The 25,614-nt window shown below is 49.2% G+C and carries 2 protein-coding genes and 1 rRNA gene; 1 reads left to right on the forward strand and 2 read right to left on the reverse strand.

From position 1 onward, the window contains the following. Positions 1–112, reverse strand: a 16S ribosomal RNA gene (locus WA407_RS24085); the annotation flags it as partial. A 608-nt stretch (positions 113–720) separates the two neighbouring features. Between WA407_RS24085 and WA407_RS24090 the strand changes: the two genes are divergently transcribed. Then, entirely contained in the window at positions 721–1,755 is a 1,035-nt protein-coding gene (locus WA407_RS24090; protein WP_336078572.1) for an alpha/beta fold hydrolase, read from the forward strand. Between the two features lie 111 nt (positions 1,756–1,866). Here WA407_RS24090 and WA407_RS24095 read toward each other — a convergent pair whose 3' ends face one another. Further along, positions 1,867–25,593 (reverse strand): non-ribosomal peptide synthase/polyketide synthase, encoded by a 23,727-nt coding sequence (locus WA407_RS24095; RefSeq protein WP_336078573.1) that lies wholly within the window; start codon positions 25,591–25,593, stop codon positions 1,867–1,869. Positions 25,594–25,614: the final 21 nt, after the last annotated feature.

Here is a 25,614-nt window from a genome sequence, read left to right on the forward strand (position 1 = left end):
CCGTCCGCCGCTAGGTTATGTAGAAGCAAGCTTCTACATAACCCCGCTCGACTTGCATGTATTAGGCACGCCGCCAGCGTTCGTCCTGAGCCAGGATCAAACTCTCCATTAAAGACCAACCGAAGTTGGTTTATAGAAAGAGCGATAAGCTCATTTTGAAACTGACGAGATAAAAATATCTCTTGTTTGATTTTGCAAGCAAAATCGCTTTACTCACTCGTTGTTCAGTTTTCAAAGATCAAACATCTTTTCTCGTTGATTCAGTTTGTCGCCTCATCAACTCTTATATCATATCATGTCCGAACCAACTTTGCAAGCATTTTTTAGAATCTTTTTTTGAAACACTCGCTCGCAATATCGTATTTCTTGGCCGGAATTAGAGTATACCATTCTGCATATTTAAATGCAACCCTTTTTAATGAATAGTTTTTACTATCTTTATTGTTGTAATTTTACCCTGTGTACACTGTACTTTTGCCAAATGGACTTAGTTATCCGCATCCAAGAACGACGTGATATCCATTCAATGATCAAGAATACGCGGGTTGCTCATTACAACTCAAGTGCATATTCTGTTTTTTTCTTTAATATTGATGATTTGACAAAGAAAGGATGGGTAAAAAGATAAGGAGCTAGCCACAAACCATACAGTAGCAGCTATTGTTTCACGCAACTTTAGGTAATGATTAATTATAGCTGTATAGAGGAGTAGATTTTCTAATGAAGCAACGAAGGCAAACATGGACGAGAATTGTGCTTCTTATCATCTCTTGCTTATTGCTTTTCGTGATCTCCGGATTTGTGTATGAGTGGATTGCATCCAAGAAGGATAAATCACAATACCCACCTCCGGGGGAATTGGTCGATGCCGGGGGCTATCGACTTCATATTCGTAAACTCGGTAACGGTTCTCCAACAATATTGCTTGAATCAGGGAGCGGGGAAAGTAGCCTCTCCTGGAGAGATATTCCCGAAAAGCTGTCATCATTCGCCACCGTTGTATCCTATGATCGGGCAGGCTATGCATGGAGCGAGGAGGCAAATACACCACGCACCGGGGAAAACATCGTTCGGGAGCTTCATACTGCTCTAAAGAATGCGGACATCCGACCTCCTTATATCCTTGTAGGTCATTCCCTCGGGGGGATGTACTCAAGACTGTACGCGCAGACGTACAGAGACGAAGTGGCAGGATTGGTTCTGGTGGATGCCAGGCCTGAGAATGACGCCCGACGGACAAATAAGATCTATGCCAAGGAACGGCCTAAGGCCAATCCCTCCCCGTTAATATCCATTCTCCTAGAAAAATCAGGGGCTTTTCGCCTGTTCCCCAATTTTATGCTGACGGGTCGGGTCGAATATCAAGATAGAAAATCTTTTGTGAATATTGTCGCTTCTTCTAAATACTTTCGGTCTGTTGCAGAGGAGGGTGACCTAGCGAGCACTACCGAAGATGCCATACGGGGACAACATCTGGGTAATCTCCCTGTACGTGTAATTGCTCGGGGCATTCAACAAGATTTGACTCAGTTCGGTATTAGTAAACGCGGAAATAATCAGATTGAACAAAGCTGGCAAATCGGACAGCGCGAGATGCTTAACATCTCTACAAACAGCAAATTAATTGTTGCCAAGAAAAGCGAGCATATGATCATCCATGATCAACCGGATCTTGTCATCCAAGTCATCCGTGAACTCATCACCAACACCAGTCACTTTCAGTCAACCACGTCTAAAGCATACACAGATGATTAGGGACTTTATATGTTAAGGACAGCTTAAAAAAACAAAAGACGCCCGAGTTCCTTCTATAATAAAGGAATCCGGGCGTCTTTGCTGCCTAACACTTATTATGCTTGATTGAGCTTAGGACAAAATGGGCTTGTTATTAGATGAAGCCTCTGTGACCTTGCCAAGTATCTGTCTCAGTACTTTAGCATTTTCCCCGATAAAACCGGAATCAAGCAGCACATCATGCGTTCCGATGACTTCGTATTCTTTGTATTGACCAAGTGTCGCCTGTTGCCATAACAATTTATCTAATGATGTATCTGGACCAATACTATCATCCTCTGCAATCAGAGCATGGATATTCGCATGAACTTCACCTGCGTTAATAAGCTCATCGCGGTAGGTGGAGTACACCAACATTTTGTCCATGACTCGCTCCCTGTCCACTGGATCGGCGAGGAATGCTTTGTACTGGTCCCTGATGCTGTCCAGTACCGTCTCGACAATCTCTTCGAGCTCCTCTGGTGTCGATTCATCCTTGGACATCTTTCTCATAGCATCTACCATAATAATGTCGCCAACATGGTGACCTCGGCTTTCCATGGCTTTAGCTACCTCGAAGGCGAGATTTCCTCCAAGTGAGTATCCCAGAAATACATATGGGCCCTCTGCTTGAATATCCACAATGGCATCAATGTATCGATCCAGCATATCTTGACCCTGGTACCGATCGCCGATAAATTCCATTCCGTACACCTCGCAAAGCCCTTCCAGCTCCTTGGCCATCTCATAGTACCCCAGAGAGTGGCCTACCCGTGGAGGGAAGCAAAATACTTTAAGTGTTCCTTTCCCTGGGAAGCGGATAATTTCCATTTCTTGTTCATCCGCAGCATTCGTTGCCTGCAGCTTGAAAATTTCATGCGCCATTTCTTCCACAGTCGGCAGATTAAACACGGCCTGGAGTGGGAGATGGACGCCCATACTGGACGAGATCCTTTGGATCAAGCCCAATACTTTCAGGGAATGGCCCCCAAGTTCGAAGAAATGATCCCTGATCCCGATTTCCTGTACGCCGAGCACCTCAGACCAAATCTGAGCGAGCTCTACTTCTGTCTGCGTACGCGGCGCGATATACTCCGCTGTGCTCCGCAGAAGGGTTTCCGGTGCCGGTAGCGCTTTGCGATCCAATTTGCCATTCGGATTCAGTGGCATTTGTGCCAACTGTACGAAAGCAGTCGGAATCATGTAGCTTGGCAGCTCGCTGGCCAGTGCCTCGCGTAGTACGCCCGCTGCAAGCCCCTCTTCGGCCACAAAGTATGCACAAAGTTGAGTACTTCCGGTGGAGTCAGCCAGTGCTAGAACAACCGCTTCCTGCACCGATGGCACCTTCAGAATTTGTGCTTCCACTTCTCCCAGCTCAATGCGGTAACCGCGGATTTTTACCTGGTGATCGATCCGCCCCAAATACTCAATATTCCCGTCTGGCAGCCATCGGGCCAAATCGCCTGTTCGGTAAATTCGTGCTCCCGGTTTGTACGGGTGAGGAATGAACTTCTCTGCCGTCAGATCCGGCTGGTTGAAATACCCCCGCGCTACCCCTTCGCCTGCAATACACAGTTCTCCTGGTACACCTACTGGTGATACCTGAGAGGCGCCGTCTATCATCCATACTTGGACGTTAGCGTACGGTTTGCCGATAGGCACATGCGTTAGAGCTGCAGTCTCAAGGCTCGTTGTATACCGAGTCGCATATACAGCTGCTTCCGTAGGACCGTAGATGTTTTCCAGTACTGCGTAAGGAGATACTTTATAATACTCTTCCACAAGTTTGGCAGGCAGCGTCTCGCCGCAGGCAAACAGATACTTCAGAGTAAGGAACCCTTGGGTACTGCTTTCTTTCAAATATTGGACGAGCACACTGAGCATCGAAGGCACCAAATTGAGATGCGTGATACGGTTCGTATCCACGGCCTCTAGCAGTGCCGTCGGGTCTTTGTCCACGCCTTGTGGCAGGATCACAAGAGTCCCTTGTCCAAAGAACCAGCAGAACAGCTCCGGCACGGAGAAGTCAAAGGTGAATGTCGTTTTGAGCAGGAAACGGTCGCCTGCCAACATCGGATATTCAGCTTCCAACTGACTCAGCGTATGGACGGCAGCGCGATGCTCAATCATTACCCCTTTCGGCTTGCCAGTTGAACCTGACGTGTAAATGATATACGCCAGATGCTCCGGCCCCGCAATTGGCTCCAGATTCGAGCTATCCGCATGATACGCCTGCGGATCATCAAGTGCCAGGATCGTGCCAGTGAACGGAAAACGATCTTTGAGATGGTTCTTCGTCAGCAGAAGCTTCGCTCCCGAATCCTCCAGCATGTGGCGAATACGATCTTCTGGGAACTCCGGATCAATCGGTACATAGGCCCCGCCAGCTTTTAGAATGGCATGAATACCAATGATCATCTCAAGCGAGCGCTCGACCATGATGCCGACTGGTTGGTCCGGTCTGACCCCTTGGGCACGCAGCGTACGTGCGAGACGGTTCGCCTGCTGATCGAGTTCTCCATAGGTAAGCTCCGTTTCACCGTAAATAAGTGCTGTACGATCCGGTGTGAGCGCTGCTTTTTCCTCAAATATACCGTGAAGGGTCTGCTCACGCGGATAAGGAGCTGCTGTATCGCCCCACACCTCTATAATCTGCGATTTCTCTTCTGGCGTGATCAACTCCAGCTCATCAATACGGATGGTAGGTTGAACAGCAACGCTTGTCAGAATTCTCGTCAAGTGTCCTTGAATGCGTTCCACGCTCTTCCGATCATAGACGCGGGCATTGTAACGGTACAAGAACTCCAGATTACGGCCCGGCAGCACAATGAGGTTAAAATCATAATTCGTCTGTTCAAACATCTGAACATCCGTAATTCTGTATTCAGCCTCTTCACTGGAAATTTTCTCTTCCAGATGCTCTTCTACCGGGTAATTTTCGAACACCATAATATGAGAAATCAAATCTTGCTTTTGTTCGCTCTGTGCTTGAATCTCATAGAGCGGATAGGAATCATAAGCATGTCCTGCCAAATATAATTCCTGCTGTCTTTTCATCACATGGGAGAACGAATCACTTCCCTCGGCCTGAACCCGAACCGGAACTGTATTGATAAAGAGACCGATCATACTTTCGATACCCGGAATCTCGGCAGGTCTCCCCGATACTACACTTCCGAAGACGATATCCTGGCTTCTATTGTAGCGCTGCAACACGATTCCCCAGGCTGCTTGCATCAATGTATTCATCGTCACCTGATGCTGTTTGGCCACCTGTTCCAGGCGATCGGTCAATTCCGCATCCAACGTGAATACTAGCTTCTCCGACACATAGGCTTCTGCTTTTGCTGATGGCTGTGTGATGGCTTGTGGAAGCTTCGTCTGCTGCTCGTAGCCTTCCAGGTACCCTCTCCAGTAAGAGGATGCCTCTTCCTCACCTTGCTTCTCCAACCATTGAATGTACTGGCTGTACGATGCTGCTGCAGGAAGCTCAGGTTCCCTTTGCTCACGTAGAGCTCCGTATGTTTCAAACACTTCCTGGAGCACAAGCGGCATACACCAGCCATCCAAAATGATGTGATGAGAGCTCCACAACAGATGGTAATGCTCTTTTGCAGTACGTAGGATAGCAACTCGCAGCAAGGCTTCATTCGCAAGATTAAAGCCTCTTGCTTTGTCTTGGGCAACATAAGCTGCAAGACGCGCTTCTATTTCAGCGGATTCCAGCTTGTGCAGATCTTCGTATACGAAGTCACACGCTCTTTCTTTGAACACAATCTGAATAGGGAAATCGCCCCACCCGGCGTGGAAATTGGTTCTCAATATGGCATGCCGTTTCATCAGATATTTTAAGCTGCGTTTGAAATCCTCAGGATAGAATGCTCCCTGAATTTCAAATTTGGCCTGCTCAAAGTAGACTTCCGAATGAGGCTCCAGCAAGCTGTGGAACAACATTCCTTTTTGCATCGGCGTCAGTTTATACATATTTTCAATACTGCCGATATGCCGTGTCTGCTCTTCTATCTCCTCAATCTTTTCTAAGCTGATATCTTTGAGGAGTACATCGCTTGGTGTAAGTTCTGTTCTTTCCTTACTTACGCAATGTCCAATGACTTCGCTGAGACGGTTCTTCAGAATACCAACAAACTTAGTCACGGACTCCCCGTCGAGCTGATGACGGTTATAGCTGACCGAAAGTTGAAGCTGTCCTTCGGCAATCAGTCCATTAATGTTCAATGCCTGATGCTGCACCATCTGCTCACTGACCTCAGGTCCTACTGAGTAAGACGATACTTCCATGACCCCCTCTGCAAGATCCTGGTCGAACTGTCCCAAGTAGTTGAAGGTAATCTCAGGTTCAGTCGAGAAGGAGGAGACATCGGAACCGTCACTTAAATATTTCAAAATACCATATCCGACACCTTTGTTCGGGATACGACGCAAGCCTTCCTTGACGTGCTTGATTCTGGCGCCGATCTCCAATTCCCCTCCCATCTCAAGGGCGACAGGGTATTGACTTGTAAACCAGCCTATTGTGCGAGTAATATCCAGTTCCGGCACAACAGGCTCCCGTCCATGTCCCTCCAGAAGGATGCCTACACGTTCGATTCCCGTCCACTCGTGAACAGCCATACCCAGAGCCGTCAGGAGCAGATCGTTGACCTCCGTATTGTAAGTGCGGTTCGCTTCTTTCAGGAACTGCTCTGTCTCTTCTGGTGACCATCTCACCGTGACAGCCTCACTGTCTTTGATGAGAAGAGCGCCGTCTACCTTGTCTTTGGGAAGAGGGACAAAGCCATCTCCCTCTACCTCTGCCCAATAGCTGCGTTCTTGTTCAGCCGCCAGACTATTCGCAAATTGTGTGATTCCCTCAACCCATGCACGGTACGAATCCGTCTTCTGTGGAAGCTTGACCGCTTCTCCACGTGCTGCCTGCTCGTAGCCATCCTGCAGGTCCTCAAAGAGAATACGCCAGGATACGCCATCCACAGCCAGATGATGAATAACGATCAACAGATGTTCGCCTTCCGCACAGCGGAACAGACCCAGTCTAAAGAGAGGTCCATCCTCCAGAGAGATGCTGCGCTGAATGGCTTCCGCACCTGCTTCTATTGCTGAAGCCGGGTCTGTCTCATCCCGCAAATCGTGGATCTGGAGGCTATAGAGCTCACCCTCACCCATGCTCCGGTTCCAGGCCTCCAATCCCTGCTCTCCTTGGCGGAACACCAGTCGTAAAGCATCATGATGCTCTGCAATTTTCCGAACAACCTCGGCGAGCGCATCGGTATTGAAGCCATCCCGTCGGTACAACATGACCGACTGATTAAAGTGATGCAGATCCATCGACTGTTCATCGAAAAATCTGTGCTGAGCAGGTCCCAGTCTTACCGCTCCGTGTATCTCGCTTTGGTCCGCAATTCGGCTGACCACACTAACGCGCTGTGCCAGCTCTGCAATTGTCGGATAACCGAACAAATCCTTCATTTCAAGCTTATAGCCTGCTTGAAGAAGCCTTGAGGATACTTGAATGGATTTGATCGAGTCACCTCCAAGCTCAAAGAAATTATCATGAATGCCGACAAGCGGCACGCCGAGTACACCCTGCCAGATTGAAGCTAAAATGTTCTCCACATCCGTGCGCGGAGCGGTAAAGTCTGCTCCCGCCTTGATGCCCGAGTTCGGTTCAGGCAGTGCCTTGCGATCCAGCTTACCATTCGGTGTCAGAGGCATCACGTCCAGTTGGACAAAGTAAGACGGAATCATATATGCAGGCAGTCCGGCAGACAGTTCGTCTCTCAGCTCGCTGACAGACATTTCGCGATTAGCTACAAAGTAAGCACACAGCGATTTCTGCCCATGAGCATCTGCCCACGCAACAACGAGAGCTTCCTCGACAAGTGGGATATCCAGCAACTTGGCCTCAATCTCACCAAGCTCAATACGATAGCCCCGTATTTTAACTTGATGGTCAATGCGTCCAATGTACTCAATGTCTCCATTAGGAAGGCGACGAGCCAAATCTCCGGTGCGATACATATTTCCTTCCGCAGCGAACGGATTTCTAATGAATTTATCTGCGGTAAGCTCAGGACGGTTCAGATATCCACGGGCTACCCCGTCCCCGGCGATGTACATTTCGCCCTCCACGCCTAACGGTACGAGACGAAGCTGATCATCCAGGATATGAATGTATATATTGTCTGACGGCAAACCAATCGGTACGGATTCACGTATATCCTTCGCAGGATCGTACAGGTGAATCATGCAACCGACGACGGTTTCGGTTGGACCATATTCATTGTAGATTTTGATATTGCCACCAAAGAGGTCGGTAATCGTTTTTGACAAATGTGTGGTCAGATTCTCTCCACCTACAATGAGCTGCTGAATGCGACTTTCTGCTGGAATGGTCATATCTTTAATCAGACTGAGATGCGTCGGCGTCAGCTTGAGAATATCCACCGCATTTTCGCGCAAAATATGCTGAACAACCTCCGCCTTATCTATGCCATCATAAATCCGTACTATTCCTCCGTTAATTAATGGAGTAAAGATCGATGTCATCGTCAAGTCAAAGGAAATGGATGAATACAACGGGAAATCCGTTGGTTTTCCAGCACAATAGACCTTATTGGCCCACCAGATGTAGTTCACGATCCCTTTGTGGTTAATCATGGTTCCCTTCGGATTTCCGGTTGTACCCGAGGTATAGATTAAGTACACCAGATCGTTTCCTCCAACAGGAATATTGGGATTATCCACCTCGGTTCCGTAAATGTGCGGGGAATCCAATTCCATAACCGTCCCCTCAAATGAGGCTAACTCCGTCAGGTGGCTCTGTGTGAGCAGAATTTCAGCGCCAGAATCCTTCAGAATATACTGAATCCGCTCCTGCGGATATTCAGGATCAATAGGTACATAGGCTCCACCCGCTTTGAGCACACCCATGATGGCGACAAGCAGCTCTACAGACCGATCTGCCAACAGGCCTACCACTTGTTCACTCCGTAGTCCTTGGTCTATCAAGGTAGAAGCTAGTCTGTTCGCCTGCTCGTTCAGCTCCCGATACGTAATCTGAGTGTCCCCATTTACAGCCGCAATCTTATCCGGCGTACGGACAACCTGTTCTTCAAACAAGGTATGCAGACCCTGATCACTTGGATAGGTATGTGCCTTGCCGCCCCAGTCAAGCAGGTTCATCCGTTCCTCGGATGTTACAATCTCCAGTTCCTGTATCGTCGCCTGCGGACGAACAGCCACCTGATCGAGCATCTGCAACAAGTGTCCTCCGATACGTGCAATGCTTTCTTGCTCGTAAACCGAAGCATTATAGCGAATGCAGACCTTGATGTCTTCGCCTGGAATCACAACCAGGTTAAAGTCATAGTTGGTTTGTTCAAACATGGTGAAGTTGGCAACTTCGAGATTGTCCTCCGTTTGGTTACCCGATTGCTCCACCTGCTCGTCGAGCGGGTAATTTTCAAAGATCATAATATGAGAAATCAGGTCCTGCTTTTGGGTTGTTTTCCCCTGAATCTCATACAGTGGATAGGTGTCGTAGGCACGACCAGCCAATGACTGTGCCTGTGTACGTTTCATCACTTCGACAAAGGCTTCGTTTTTGGATGACTGTACACGGATAGGTACTGTATTGATGAACAGACCCACCATATTTTCGATCCCTGCAATCTCAGCGGGTCTACCCGACACAACGCCGCCGAAAACGACATCCGAGCTGGCATTATAACGTTGAAGAATCAGTCCCCAAGCTGTCTGCATGAGTGTATTGACGGTTACGTGATTGCGCTTCGCGACCACATCCATTTTACCTGTCAAAGATGCACCCAGATGGAGAACATGCTCTTTTAGAACATAGCCCGCTTCTTTTGCTTGAGATTTCGTTTTACCTTCCGGCAATACGGTGTTCCCGTCATAATCTTCAAGATATTGGCTCCAATATGTTGAAGCTTCTTGATCATCCTGTGCATCAAGCCACTCGATATAACGGCTATAGGGCTGAGCTGGCGGTAGGACAGGCTGTACTTGCTGTTTCTTGGCAGAATAATAATCGAACAGCTCCTGTGTAATGATCGGGATACACCAGCCATCCATGACAATATGGTGGAAGCTCCACAATACAAGACAGCTTTGATCCTTCTGCAAGACGGTCACCCGCATCAGCGGATCTTCTGACAAGCTGAACCCCTTAACCATATCTTCAGCAATATAAGCCTTGATTCGGGCTTCTTGTTCCTGCATAGATGCGTCGCGCAAATCTACGTAGTGCAGAGGGATTAACCGTTGCTTAAAGGCAACTTGCAGCGGTACATCAGCAATGTTGTTGTAAAATCCGGTACGTAGTATGGCATGTCGCTGCACCAAAGCCTGGAAGCTCTCGAAGAAGATATCTACATCGAAGCTACCACGCAGCTCAAACGTTGCCTGTTCGAAGTATGAAGAGGAGTCCGGCTCCAGCAGGCTGTGAAACAGCATTCCCTTCTGCATTGGCGTCAGCTTGTACACATCCTCAATCTCTCCGATGTGAGCCGTCTGCGCCGTGAGTCGATCAAGCTGCTCCAATGTTAATCCTTGGAACAGAACATCACTTGGTGTAAGCTGTGAACGCTCCTGAGCCACACAATGACGGATGACCTCACTAAGGCTTGACTGTAATAATTCAGCAAAATGACTCACCGTCTCGTTACGATACTGCCTGCTGCTGTACGTAATCGTCAGTGATAGCTGGCCTTCAGCAATCATGCCATTCACATCCAGAGCATATTGCTGTGGTGTGAGGTCGCTGAGCGCCTTACCAACTGAATGTGTGGATAGGCTAAGGGCATTACCCTCCAGATCCTGATCAAACTGCCCAAGATAATTGAAGGAAATTTCCGGCTCCACGCCAAATCTGACACTTTTCTCCGGTGCCATATACTTCAGAAGACCGTAACCGATTCCTTTGTGCGGAACCTCTCGCAAATTCTCCTTGATGCGCTTGATGCGCGCAGATACTTCCTGTCCGCCTTGCAGGTTCAGCAGAACCGGATACTGGGTTGTGAACCAACCCACGGTACGGGTAATATCCAGGTCTGGTACGATCATTTCCCGTCCATGCCCTTCAAGATTGACCAAAATCTGCTCCATGCCTGTCCAGCGCTGAATGGCTGCCCCCAGAGCAGTCAAGAGCAAGTCGTTTGTCTCCGTATGATACGCCCGGTTCGCTTGCCGCAACAGCAGATCAGTTTCCTGCGCAGACCACGTTACCGTAACCGATTCAGTATCCCGGATGGTGCCCGGCTTCTGATCCTCATCCTTCGGCAGTCGGGCCAAAATCGCCTCCTCGATCAGCTGCCAGTATGCACGCTCCTTGTCCAGAGCAGGCCCTGCTGCATACTTCGTCGCTTGCTCAGACCATACAAGATACGAATCGGTCTTTTGTGGAAGGACGATTGCTTGTCCATTCAATGCCTGCTCGTACCCCGCTGCAATGTCCTCAAACAGGATGCGCCAGGATACGCCGTCAACCAAGAGGTGATGAATGACAATCAACAAATGATCGCCATCGTCACAATGGAACAGGCCTAGCTTGAACAGTGGGCCACCTTCCAAGTCAAAGCTTGCCTGAATGGCATCGGCTTGGGCCTGAACTGCAGCTGTCTGGTCTTCCGCCTGCCGCACATCGGCAATGTCCAATGTGTAGAGCTCGCCTTCGTCCGTTCCCCGATTCCAAGCTGCATACCCAGCTTCTGTAGACCGGAAAACCATACGCAGCGCATCATGATGGATCGCAATTTGGTCCATTGTCAACCGGAGTGCAGCTTCATCAAAGCCGTCTTTCCGATAGAGCATGACGGCATGATTATAATGGTGCGGCTCCGCTGTATGGCGTTCAAAGAACCAACGCTGAATGGGCATTAACTCTGCTGCACCTTTAATTTCGCCCTGTTCCGCTGTACGTCCGGCTGCCTGAAGATACGGGCTTAGCTCGGCAATTGTCGGATATTTGAAGAGATCCTTCATCTCTAATTTATATCCGGCTTGGAACAATCTCGAGGACACTTGGATCGCCTTGATGGAATCACCACCCAGATCAAAGAAATGATCATGGATGCCGACCTGCTGCGCTCCCAGCACACCTTGCCATACGGAAGCCAAGGCTTCCTCAGTCTTCGTCCTTGGCGGTTCATAAACCGCTCCAGTCTGCACATTGGCCTCTGGAGCCGGAAGCGCTTTGCGATCCAGCTTGCCATTTGGCGTCAAAGGCATCTGTTCCAATTGCATAAAGTAAGATGGAATCATATAAGTCGGCAGTTCGGCAGCCAAGGCTTTTCTCAACTCGCCTACCGTCAGCATCTGATCGGCAGTGAAATAGCCGACAAGCACTTTTTGTCCACTTCCATCCTCTCGGGCGAGCACAACGGCCTCCCTTACAGACGGAGCATGGAGCAGCTTCGCTTCCACTTCGCCCAGCTCGATACGGTAACCACGGATTTTTACCTGATGGTCAATCCGTCCCAAATACTCCATGCTGCCATCCGGCAACCAGCGTGCCAAGTCACCCGAGCGGTACATGCGCTCGCCCGCTTCAAACGGATGAGCGACAAACTTCTCTTCCGTCAATTCCGGTCGGTTCAGATAACCTCGCGCCAGACCTACGCCCGCCACATAGAGTTCACCTGGAATGCCAATCGGCTGTGGACGGCATTGTTCATCCAAAATGTACGCTCGCAGCGTCGGAATCGTGGTGCCGATATTGCTGCGGCCCTGTTCAATTTCCAACTCTGTGATTTCCTTGTAGGTTACATGCACGGTCGTTTCGGTAATGCCGTACATGTTAATGAGCTGCACTTGCGGATACTTCGTTCTCCAGTCCTTGAGTAGGGCCGGGGCTAATGCCTCTCCACCGAAGATAATCATACGGAGGGTCAGTTCTGCCGCTTGATGACCGAGCTCTTCCTGTAGCAACTGGTAGAAGTACGTCGGTGTCTGGTTCAAAACGGTGACCTTCTGATCCTTAAGCAATTGCAAGAAACGATCTGGACTCTTCGCGGTAAGCGATGGAACGATGACCAACCGTCCTCCGTTCAGCAATGCTCCGTACATTTCCCATACAGAGAAGTCAAAACAGAATGAATGGAACAGTGTCCACGTATCCTGAGGACCAAAGTCAAACATATTTTTATCATTAAAGAGCAAGCGAACTACATTTTTATGCTCAATCAGTGTTCCCTTTGGCTTGCCTGTCGTACCCGATGTGTAGATGACGTAGGCAAGATGCTCCGGTCCGGCTGCAGGCTGCAGGTTTGAGACATCCTCCTTGTAGGAAGCCGTTTTGTCCAGACTTACGATATCCCCGGCGAAGGAGACACGTTGCTCCAGACGCGCTTGTGTCAGCAGTAGCTTGGCTCCCGAATCCTCAAGCATAAAGCGAATGCGGTCCTCTGGATATTCAGGGTCTACAGGGACATAGGCCCCGCCTGCCTTCAAGATGGCTAAAATTCCGACCACCATTTCAAGGGAACGATCCGCCATAATTCCAGCCAAACCGTCTGGTTGCAAACCACGTTCCCTCAGCGTTCGGGCAAGTCCATTGGCCTGCTCGTTCAGCTCGCTGTAGGACAAGGTTGCATCTTCACATACGACTGCCACTGCATTCGGAGTACGTGCGGCCTGCTCCTCGAACAGCGCATGGATCGTCTTGTCACGAGGATAATCTGCCTTGGCTTCGTCCGGTGCTTTCATCAGCCTTGATTTTTCCTGAGGTGTCACGATATCAAGGGATGACAACGGCAGTGCCGGATTGGCGATGGCTTCCCGAATAAGCTGTACAAAGTGGCCTGCCATCCGCTCAGCAGTCTCTTGCTTGTAGATCGCAGTCGCATACTCAAGCGTGCAGTTCAATGCTCCGTCTGCCTCACTCACGGTCAGCGTAAGATCGAATTTGGCAGCCGGATGTACATTATCGTAAGGAGTGAAGCGCAATCCTTCTATTTCTTGTTCTCCCTGCTCAATATTTTGCAGGACAAACATGGTATCAAATAGCGGGTTACGGCTCAAATCACGCTGAAGCTCCAGCTTTTCTACCAGCTCCTCGAACGGGTAATCCTGGTTTTCATAGGCCCGCAGCGCTGTTTCCTTCACTTCCTGCAGATAAGCCTCGAAAGGCTTCTCTCCTTCTGGATAAGTACGAAGTGCCACTGTGCCGACGAACATACCGATGAGGCCTTCGAGTGTCGCATGAGATCTTCCTGCCACAGGTGAACCGACGATGACATCTTCCTGACCTGTGTACTTGTGCAAGAGCGCTGTATAGGCTGCCAGCAGTACCATGAACAGAGTGGAACCCGTTCGGGTAGCCAACTCCTGAAGTGAAGCACTCAGAGAAGAATCAATTTGGAAGTCGATTCGATCGCCCGCAAAGCTTCGCACCGCAGGGCGAACTTCATCTCCTGGCAAATCCAGCACTGGCAAGCTTCCACGGAAAGCATCCAGCCAGTAAGCTTCCTGGGCCTTAAGACGCTCGCTTCCGAGCTGCTCTTGCTGCCATACAGCATAGTCTGTGTACTGGATCTGTAGCTCAGGAAATACGTCCTCCTCTTGGTAGAAACGGAGAAACTCTTCTATGAGAATATTCATAGAAACCCCATCTGAGACAATATGGTGCATGTCAAACAATAGCAAATGGCGCTCATGTGCAATTCGAATAAGGCCGACCCGCAGCAATGGAGCTACACCTAAATCAAAAGGACGGACGAACTGCTGAAGGGTAGCTCCTGCCTCTTCCTCGCTCAACTCCGCATATTCCACAGTAAACGGAACATCCGTCAGGAGCTGCTGTACAGGTTCACCGTTCACAGTCACAAAACGAGTTCGCAGCGAACCATGACGATGAATTAGACGACGGAATGCCTGCTCTAGCCGTTCCCGATCCAAAGCTCCCTCAACGGTAAGGATACCCGGCATATTGTAGCTCAGCTCTCCACCTTCCAGCTGACTTAGAATAAACAGTCGTTTTTGGGCCGAGGACAATGGATAATGCTCTCTCGCTCCGGCTGTAGGTATTTCTTCGAAATTCAGCGGTGTATAGCCCTCAATGGCACGAGCCAATCCTTCAATAGTAGGAGACTCGAACACTGCTCTCAGACTAATCTCGCGATTCATTTCCTTGCGAATTCGTGAGACTAGCAGAGCTGCACGCAGTGAATGACCTCCAAAATGGAAGAAATTATCCTTCACTCCCGCGCTCTCTACACCCAGCACCTCTCGCCAGATTTCGGCTAATTGAATTTCCACAGGTGTCCTCGGAGCCTCAGATGAAGCCGCTGCCCATCCACGCTCGCCCTGCAGCGCTTTTCGGTCGATTTTTCCGTTCGACGTCAGAGGCATGTCCTCCAGTTGTATGAAGCGGGAAGGGATCATATATCCAGGTAACATCTCCGACAGAACAGCCCGAAGTTCGGATACCTCAAGTTTCTGAGCGGCTACGAAGTAAGCGACTAGATCTTTGTAGCCGTCATCGCCCTCTACAGCCATGGCTACGACTTCCTGAACGGACGGCACTCTGAGCATTTGTGCTTCTACCTCGCCCAGCTCGATACGGTAGCCGCGGATTTTGACTTGGTGATCTATTCGACCTAAGTACTCGATGGTTCCATTCGGTAACCAGCGAACCAGGTCCCCCGTCCGATACATACGCTCTCCTGGAGCAAATGGATTGTCCACGAACTTCTCATCCATTAACTCAGGTCGATTATGATACCCCCGTGCTAACCCGATACTCGAAATGCATAGCTCTCCAGCTACACCGACAGGTTGCAATCTAAAATGGTCATCCAAGATGTACACACTATGGTTAGCAATAGGTCGTCCAATAGATACAATATCCGTTGCTTCCTCACTGTCCGGGACAGACCAGATTGTGGTGCATACAGAGTCCTCTGTTGGGCCATAGCCATTAGAGTAACGTACATGCTTCCTCCATTCTTCGATCAACTCGACCGATGCGGCCGATCCAGCGGTTAGCAGGCACCGCAGTGTTGGCAAACGCTCTGGATCAAGGTGGATAGCGTAAGCGGGTGGCAAAGTCGCTACCGTAATCCCCTTATCGTTCATGAACTGCTCGAACAGGGCATGATCTAAAATATCTTGTGTAGAAGGGATGCACAGAACAGCCCCGTGGCTCAGCGCCGTTAAAATTTCCGAAACCGATGCATCAAACGACAGACTTGCAAACTGAACGATCCGATCCTGCGGTGTAACTTCGAAGTGTGTTCCGTATACGTCCGAAAGATTTGGTAGTCCCCGATGCTCGATTAATACGCCCTTAGGCTGACCCGTCGTACCTGAAGTGTAGATCACATAAGCCAGATCATCCGGGCTAGCAGTAGCCTCCAAATTCGAGGTGTCGGCATCATAGGTCGATGATTCATCCAGCAGCAAAACATTTTCCGTCCATCCGAGATGCTCCAAAAGATGGGCCTGTGTAAGGATCAGCTTCGCCCCGGAATCTTCAAGCATGTAACTGATTCGTTCTTTCGGATACTCTGGATCGATTGGAACATAGGCACCCCCGGCTTTCATAATGCCGTAGATCCCAACGATCATTTGGAGCGACCGTTCAGCAATCAGTCCCACCAGATCTCCCGTCTTGATTCCCTGAGTACGGAGCCTTCTCGCCAGTCCGTTGGCTTTTTCATTGAGCTCGGCATAGGTTAGCATCTCATCCTCGAACCAAAGGGCAGTCGCATCCGGCGTTCGTCCCGCCTGTTCCTCCAACAGCCCGTGGAACGTGTTACAGTGCTCGTAAATGCCTTTTGTATTTCCCCATACGTTCAGAATCTGTTCCCTCTCCTGCGGCGTGACTAATTCTAGTGCATCCACGGAAATGGCAGGGTTCTCTACAATTTGTTCCATGAGGTGAACCAGATGGCCCTTGATTTGTTCAATTGTCACTGGGTCATAAACAAGTGCATTGTACTGGAACAGCAATCTCATTTCTTCGCCAGGGAGGACAATTAAATTAAAATCATAATTCGTTTGCTCAAGAAGTTCCGCTTCCTCAATCTCAAAGGCAGCCTCGCCACCACCTAGACGCTCTACCTCCTCTTCCACAGGATAGTTTTCAAACACCATAATATGGGAGATTAGATCCTGCTTCTGATCCGTCTGAGCCTGAATCTCAAACAGCGGGTAGGTGTCATACATATGAGAAGCCATATATTGTTCCTGCTGCTGCTTCATCAGAACTGTGAAGGGGAGATTCTCCTCTGTCTTCACACGAACGGGAATCGTATTGATGAACAAACCGATCATCCGATCAATGCCCGGAATTTCTGCTGGTCTGCCTGATACTACACTTCCGTACACGACATCTCGGCTACCGTTATAGCGTTGAAGCGCAATGCCCCAGAGGGACTGCAGCAATATATTCATCGTGACATGAGCATCCCTGGCCACCTTTTCAAGGCACCCAGTCAATTCCCTGCTGAGAGGATAATTCAGCTTTTCTGCTATATAGCCTTCTCCCTTATTTGCTCCACCGACTTGAGGTAAAAGCGTCTGCTGCTCGTAACCGGCCAGATATCGGCTCCAATAGTTGGACGCAGCTGCTTCATCCTGCTGTTCGAGCCATTCGATATATCGACTGTACGGTTGGACCTCTGCCAACTGCGGCTCTCTTCCTTCCAGGAGAGCAAAATAGTGTTCAAATACCTCCTGTGTAATTAACGGAACACACCACCCATCCATGACGATGTGGTGAAAGCTCCATAAGAGACGGAAGCTCTCTTCATCTGTTTGTAAAATGGATACACGGAGAAGCTCGTCTTCAGCTAGGTTGAAGCCCAGTGCTTTGTCCTTAGCACCAAATGTCTTCAGGTAAGCTTGGCGCTGCGATGCATTCATCTCCCGCAGGTCTTCGTACACCAATTTAGCGCCTCTGTGTCGAAATACAACCTGCAAAGGCTCGCTGCCCCATCCGCTGTAAAAGTTCGTGCGCAGGATAGCATGACGCTCCACTACTGCATCCAGACTGTGCCCGAAGGCGATCGGATCAAAGCTACCCTTAAAATCAAAGGCGGCCTGCTCAAAATAAGCACCTGTATGCGGCTCAAACATATCATGGAACAGCATGCCCTTCTGCATCGGCGTCAGACTATATACATTCTCAATATCGCCTATGTGGCTGGTCTGCTTAGAAAGCTCCTCCAGATCGGCAATGCTCAGACCCTTCGCAAGCACGTCGCTTGGTGTCAATACGGTTTTTTCTTGGGTTACGCAATGCTGGAGAAGTTCCCGCAGGCTTTCTTCAATATATCCAGCGAGCTGTTCCATCGTAGATGACTTATACTGTTTTCCGTTATAAGTAATCGTCAGAGTCAGGGCTCCGTCCGTCACCATGCCATTGATATCTAGCGTATAGGCCGGTTCCTCCAACAAGCTTTGCGCGCTTCCGGTCGGATAAGGAGAAATCTGCAACGAGCTTCCTTGCAAATCCTGATCAAATTGCCCCAGATAGTTAAAAGAAATTTCAGGCTGCAAGCTGAAGCTGCCTTCATCCAACTGACTTGCCATCGTTTTGAGCAACCCGTAGCCAATACCTTTGTTCGGAATTCGGCGCAGCCCTTCTTTCACAGACTTGATCAAGGAGGCCACTTCCGGGTTATTCCCCAAGTCTAAAATCACCGGATATTGACTTGTAAACCAGCCTACGGTACGGGTGATGTCGATATTCGGTATAATCGGCTCACGACCGTGTCCTTCCAGATTCACAGCAACCTTTCCGATGCCAGACCATTTGGATACCGCCATGCCCAGAGCAGTCAATAGCAGATCATTCGTCTCTGTTTGATAAGCACGATGGGCTTTTCTCAACAATTGGTCGGTTTCTTCTAGAGTCCATTGTGCTGTTACTACTTTGCTATCCTGTAAAAGAAGGCTTTCCACAGCCTCATCCTTCGGCAACTGTTCGAGTGGCTGATCCTCCAGCTCTCTCCAATACGCCCGATGAGTCGCCATTTCTGGACCTTCCGAATAATGAGCAAGGGCGTCTCCCCAGTCACGGAAGGAATCCGTCTTCTGCGGGAATGTCAGTGCTTGTCCTTGAATTACCTGCTCATAACCTGCTGCAATATCCTCGAACAAAATCCGCCAGGATACTCCGTCCACCACCAAATGGTGGATCACGATTAGAAGGTGGTCTCCATCCTGACAATGGAAAAGTCCTAACTTCAGCAGCGGACCTTCTGTCAGATTGATACTGCGCTGAATGTCATCCGACAGCGATGTAATGGCTGCAGTCGGATCGGATTCATTCCGTAAATCAGCGGTGAACAGGCTATAAAGCTCTCCTTCTTCAAGATCACGATTCCAAGCTTCGTAGCCATGCTCTGTCTGACGGAAAACCATGCGAAGGGCGTCATGATGCTCAGCGAGTTTTCTTAGCACCTGATGCAAGGCCTTTTCCTCAAATCCCTGTTCACGATACAACATAACCGATTGATTGAAGTGATGAGGCTCTGCCTGCTTCCGTCCAAAGAACCACTGTTGGACTGGAGTCAAGCGAGTCGTTCCACGCACAACTCCCTGTTCAGCCATATGCACAGCCGTTTGAATTTCCGCGCCTAGCTCGGCAATGGTTGGCGATTTGAACAGCTGCTTCATCTCTAACCGATAGCCGGCCTGCAGTAACCGTGACGACACCTGAATAGCTTTTATGGAGTCTCCACCCAATTCAAAGAAATTGTCATGGATACCCACCTGTTCGGCACCCAGTACCCCTTGCCAGACAGATGCCAAAGCTTCCTCAGCCGGTGTACGAGGAGCTGTATACTTCCGTCCTGTATGCGCGCCTACTTGAGGAGCCGGCAGAGACCTGCGGTCCACTTTTCCGTTTGACGTTAATGGCATACGATCCATCTGGATAAAGTAGGATGGAATCATATAGCCTGGAAGTACCTGCGATAGGGAAAGGCGTACTTCGCCTGCCGTGAGCGTACGATCCGCCACATAATAAGCGCAAAGCTGCTTCTCGCCAAGCTCATCGGCGCGAACGACCACTACGGCGTCGATTACTGACTCCACCTTGGCCAGTTGGGCCTCGATTTCAGGGAGTTCGATGCGGTAACCACGTATTTTGACCTGCTCATCAATTCTTCCTTTAAACTCCAAATTCCCATCTGGAAGCCAGCGTACCAAATCCCCAGTTCTGTAGCAGGGTTCTCCGTCCTTAACAGGACTAGGAACAAATTTCTCTGCTGTGAGATCAGGACGATTGAGATATCCGCGCGCTACACCTTCACCGCCGACAATGAGTTCACCCCAAGCACCAATAGGCTGTAATTGCAGCGATCCATTGACCACATAAGCGGTAGAATTACTAATTGGGCGGCCAATCGGCACGACCCCTTCGGCACGACCCAGAATCTTGTAGGTGGTGGAGAAGGTCGTATTCTCTGTCGGACCATAGCCATTGATAGGGACAAGATCAGGATTAGCCTCGATTACACGGTTCATATGAGATATGGACAGTACGTCTCCGCCGACCAGCAATGTTTTTAGCCCTTTGAACAGGTACTCATCCTGCAGGGAAAGCTGATTGAAAAGCGGTGAAGTGAGCCACATTGTTGTAATCCCGTACTTGTTAATGGCCGCTTTGAGCCTATCGGCAATCAGGATATCGTCGTTCTCCACGAAATAGAGCTGCCCACCGTTGAGCAACGCTCCCCATATTTCGAATGTAGAAGCATCAAAGGCCACGGCTCCTGTTTGCAAAATTCGTGTGGATTCATTCAGCTCCACATAGTTGGTCTCTTTGACTAGACGGACTACGTTCCGATGTTCAACCATAACGCCCTTTGGTCTACCCGTCGTACCCGATGTATAGATGACATAAGCAAGCCCCTGCGATCCCTGAGCAGTCTCCGGCTGGGCAGGTTCAGCTGCATAGGCCTCTTCACTGCTAAGATCGACAATCGGTAAACCGTAGTCTACACTTATAAGCTCGCTCTTTTGCACCAATAATAGCTTGGCGTCGGAATCATTAAGCATATAACGAACCCGATCTTCCGGGTAATCAGGATCAATCGGCACATAGGCTCCACCCGCTTGAAGCACCGCGAGCATACCAATGACCATCTCGATGCTTCGTCCGCCCATCACGGCCACAGGCTGCTCCCTCAACGTTCCCAAACGACGCAGTGTTTGGGCCAGTCGGCTCGCCTTGTCTTGCAATTCAAGGTACGTTAGCTGGACATCGCCGAATACAAGCGCCGTCTGCTCTGGTGTACGCTTGACTTGTTCTACGAACAGCTCATGAATGGTCTTGTCCCTTGGATAAGGAGCCGATGTCACGTTAAATACTTCAACGATCTGTACTTTCTCCTCCGGTGTGATCATTTCTATCTCGGCCAGTTGCAACTGAGGATTAGCCGAGACTGCATGCAGAACCCGGAGCAAGTGCGTTGCAAGTCGCTCTACGGTTTCACGCCGATATAAAGCCGTACTATACTCGAGGCCAAAGGCTAATTTTGCCCCCTTCTCCTCTACATTGAGGGACAGGTCAAATTTGGCTGTGACGGTGTCCATCAAGTAAGGAGTAAAGTGCACTCCGTCCATTTCCTGCTCTTCCTGCTCGGTATTTTGTAATACCAATAAGGTGTCAAAGAGCGGATTGCGGCTGACATCACGTCCTACGCCCAGCTTTTCGACCAATTTTTCAAAAGGGTAATCCTGATGCTCAAACGCCTTGAGCGCCGTTTCCTTGATTTCCAGAAGATAATCCTGAAAGGTTTTATCTCCTGCCGGGTAGCTGCGCAAGGCCAGTGTGTTGACAAACATCCCGATGATGCCCTCAAGCTCAGCCTGCGGTCTTCCGGCTACTGGAGAACCTACGACGATGTCCTCCTGTCCTGTGTACTTGTGCAGTAGTACCGAATAAGCGGCCAGCAATACCATATACAGTGTAGTACCTGTACGGGATGCAAGCTCTTGTATCGCCTTATTGCCAGGCTCATCCAATGTAAAATCAATTCGGCTACCCTCGAAGCTCCGAACTGAAGGTCGTTGGAAGTCTGTAGGCAAATCCAATACCGGCAACTCTCCTTCAAAGGATTGCAGCCAATATTTCTCAAGATCTTGCCATTGGTTCTCTGACTGTTCCCGTTGCCATACGGCATAATCCTTGTACTGGATGTGCAGCTCTGGTAGCTGTTCTCCTTGATACAAATGAGTAAGTTCCTCTATCAATATTTGAATAGAAACCCCATCTGAAATGATGTGATGCATATCAAACAGCAACAGATGACGCTCCTCCCGGAGCTTCACCAAGCTAACACGCAGTAATGGAGCCTGGCTCAGATCAAAGGCACGAATAAAGTTGTGAATGAGCGTATCCGTCTCCTCCACCGAAGCCTCTGTGTAGTCCAACGCGAACGGCACATTCCTATGCACACGCTGAACAAGTTCTCCATCCTGCATATAAAAGCCGGTTCTCAGGGATTCATGACGCTGGATCAGTGCCTGGAACGCAGACTCCAGCCGCGTGCGATCCAACGGTCCATCCACTGTGAAGACCCCTGGCATATTGTAGCTGAGCTCTCCCCCGTCCATCTGTCTCAGCACGTATAACCGCTTTTGCGCTGAGGACACTGGGTAAGCTTCGCTTTCCGTTGCCTGTGGGATGGATTCGTACATGGTCGGAATGTGTTTCTTCACAAGTTGCGCCAAGGATTCGACCGTAGGTGACTGAAACACCTCACGCAGCGAAATGCTACATCCCAACTCTTTGTGAATCCGTGAAACGAGCACTGTTGCCCGCAAAGAGTGACCACCAATTTCAAAGAAATTATCTCTGACACCGACACGAGCAACGCCCAAGATATCCTGCCAGATGAGTACCATCTGAGCTTCCACAGCAGTTCTCGGAGCCAAATAAGCCTCGCCGGATTGTACGCTGCTTTCAGGAGCCGGCAACGCACGGCGATCCAGTTTGCCATTTGGTGTAAGCGGCATTTGCTCCAGCCGGACAAAATAAGAAGGAATCATGTAAGCGGGGAGTTCCGCAGCCAGCTGAGACCGCAATTCCCCCGGCGAAAGATCACTTGAGGCTACATAGTAGGCGCACAGCAATTTTTGGCCCTGCTCGTCTTCCCGTGCGAGGACAATCGTTTCTCGTACGCTTGGAGCCTTGAGAATTTGGGCTTCTACCTCACCAAGCTCAATTCGGTAGCCGCGAATTTTGACCTGATGGTCGATCCGCCCCAAATATTCAATATTGCCATCAGGCAACCAACGAGCAAGATCCCCAGTTCGGTACAGCCGCTCTCCCGCCCGATACGGATGCTCAACGAATTTCTCAGACGTCAAATCCGGCCGATTCAAATACCCACGGGCAAGACCGTCCCCCGCAATGTATAACTCTCCTGGAACCCCAACAGGTTGAAGGCGTCTTTGCTCATCGAGAATGTAAGCGCTAAGTGTGGGGATCGTTCTGCCAATATTGCTTTTCCCCGCTTCAATCTCATGTTCCGTGATTTCCTTATAGGTGACATGAACTGTTGTTTCCGTAATTCCGTACATATTAATCAGCTGCACATCAGGATACTTGACCCGCCAGTTCCTCAGAAGAGATGGACTTAAAGCCTCTCCACCAAAAATGATTTTTCTAAGGCCAAGCTCTGTCGAGGAGTGCGTTAACTCTTCCTGTAGCACCTGATAAAAATACGTCGGCGTCTGATTCAAAATGGTGACTTGGTTGTCTTTCAACAACTCCAGGAAAGCTGCTGGGCTCTTGGCTGTGAGAGATGGAACAATCACCAATTTCCCTCCGTAAAGAAGCGCTCCGTACATCTCCCAAACGGAGAAATCGAAGCAGAACGAATGGAACAGCGTCCACGTATCCTGAGCGTTGAAATCAAATAAATTTTTATCGTTAAAGAGCAGTCGAACTACATTTTTGTGTTCAATCAGCGTGCCCTTCGGCTTGCCGGTCGTACCCGACGTATAGATAACATAGGCCAGATGGCTTGGTCCCGAAATACTCTCCAGATTGGAAGCATCTCCTGTATACGTTGCAGCTTCGTCCAGACTCACAAGCTTTCCGTCAAAAGCGGTGCTCTCCCATAGATGACTTTGGGTGAGCAACAGACGGACACCTGAATCCTCCAGCATATAATGGATACGTTCTTCGGGATAATCGGGGTCAATCGGTACATAGGCACCACCTGCTTTCAAAATGGCCAACATCCCGATGACCATCTCCAAGGAACGGTCAGCCATAATCCCTACGAGCGTATCTGCTCCTACTCCCTCGGAGCGCAAATATCTCGCAAGCTGGTTAGCCTGCTCGTTTAGAGCTTGGTATGTAATGCTCTGCTCGTCCATCTGAACGGCTACGTGATCTGGCGTGCGCTCGGCTTGTTCCTCGAATAAGCCATGGATGGTCTTCTCACGTGGATAATCGACTGCGGCGCCTTCCGAAAGAGCCAAAATGGACTGCTCTTCTGGTTCACCCAATAAGTTTACCTCTGCAATAGAAAGCTGAGGTGAATGAATGATCTGCTCGGCGATCGTAAGCAACTGGGAAACCATGTCCTTAACTTCACTGCGTTCAAACAGCTCTGTCCGATAATCGACATCCAGTACCAGTTCGCCTTCATCCAGGATCTCTACGATATGAAGCACGAAATCGTTCACTTCATCCCCGCAGAAATCATAATCTGTCAAAATACGCACATCATCCAAATCAACCCAATTGATAAGACGATATTCCATGGAAACGCCAAAAAGCCGCTGAATATCCTTGTTCCCATGCATTTCTCTAAGATCCTGAATTAACTGATTGTATGGATATTTCTGATGCCGCAGGACTGACATCTGATCTCTGGCTACATCCTGCAGGAAGCTCAATACATCTATATCCTTTTTGACGTATGTTCTGGCAGCAGCGGTGCTGACGAACATACCTATCTTTTGCTTCTCTTTTTTGTTCCCCCGGTTAGCGAACGAAGTTCCAATCACCACATCCGGCTGATTCGTCATTTTGTGTATGTAGATATACATCGCACCCATGAAGAACTGGAACAAAGAAATTCTGTTCTGTTGGCAAAATGCTTGCAGCTCGTGATATAGCACTTCTGGTACGGTAAAATGCTCCCGAACGGCGTGGGTGCTTAAAGATAACGGATTATATGACTTCCAACCCGTAAGCTCAGGCAAATCAGAAAATTTATCCAGCCAGTAAGCCTTATCCTTTTGGTATCTGTCAGAAAGTTCGTATGCATTCTCATCTGCAATATATTGAATATACGAGCAATCGTCGCCCAGCTCCGGTTCATTTCCTTGAATTAACTCCATATAAAATGCTGTCAGCTGATTGCCATAGACCACCATTGATATTCCGTCAGAAATAATATGGTGCATCTTGATATTAATCCAATACTCTTCCTCGCTAATCTTCACAATTAAAAACTGGAAGAGCTCAGAATCGAGCAGGGGCAAGGGGTTTCTTTTGTGTTGCTCAAGTAAGGCTTCCACCTCAGATACACTTTCATAGTGACTAAGATCCAGGCACTCCAACTGTCTCTCTTCATAAGGAACAACGTACTGCTGAGGCACTCCATCCACTGAGGTAATACGGATGCGGAACGCATCATACTGTTTGATAATCAAATTAATGGACTGCATAAAGGCAGCAATATTGATATGCCCCTTCATCTTAGCTGTACCGGAAAGCTGGTACACTGACGTATCTGGGTAGAGTAATTCGGTATACCATATACGCTTCTGCGCATTTGTTAAATCATATAACTGCATGTCATTCATCTCATTCACTCCTATTCCATG

This window comes from Paenibacillus sp. 203 (assembly GCF_037027525.1).
Taxonomy (GTDB): Bacteria; Bacillota; Bacilli; order Paenibacillales; family Paenibacillaceae; genus Paenibacillus; species Paenibacillus polymyxa_B.

What these genes read in the sequence shown, in the direction of transcription:
- WA407_RS24090 (WP_336078572.1), top strand. Translation starts at nt 721, where the DNA reads ATGAAGCAACGAAGGCAAACATGGACGAGAATTGTGCTTCTTATCATC.
- WA407_RS24095 (WP_336078573.1), bottom strand. Translation starts at nt 25,593, where the DNA reads ATGAATGACATGCAGTTATATGATTTAACAAATGCGCAGAAGCGTATA.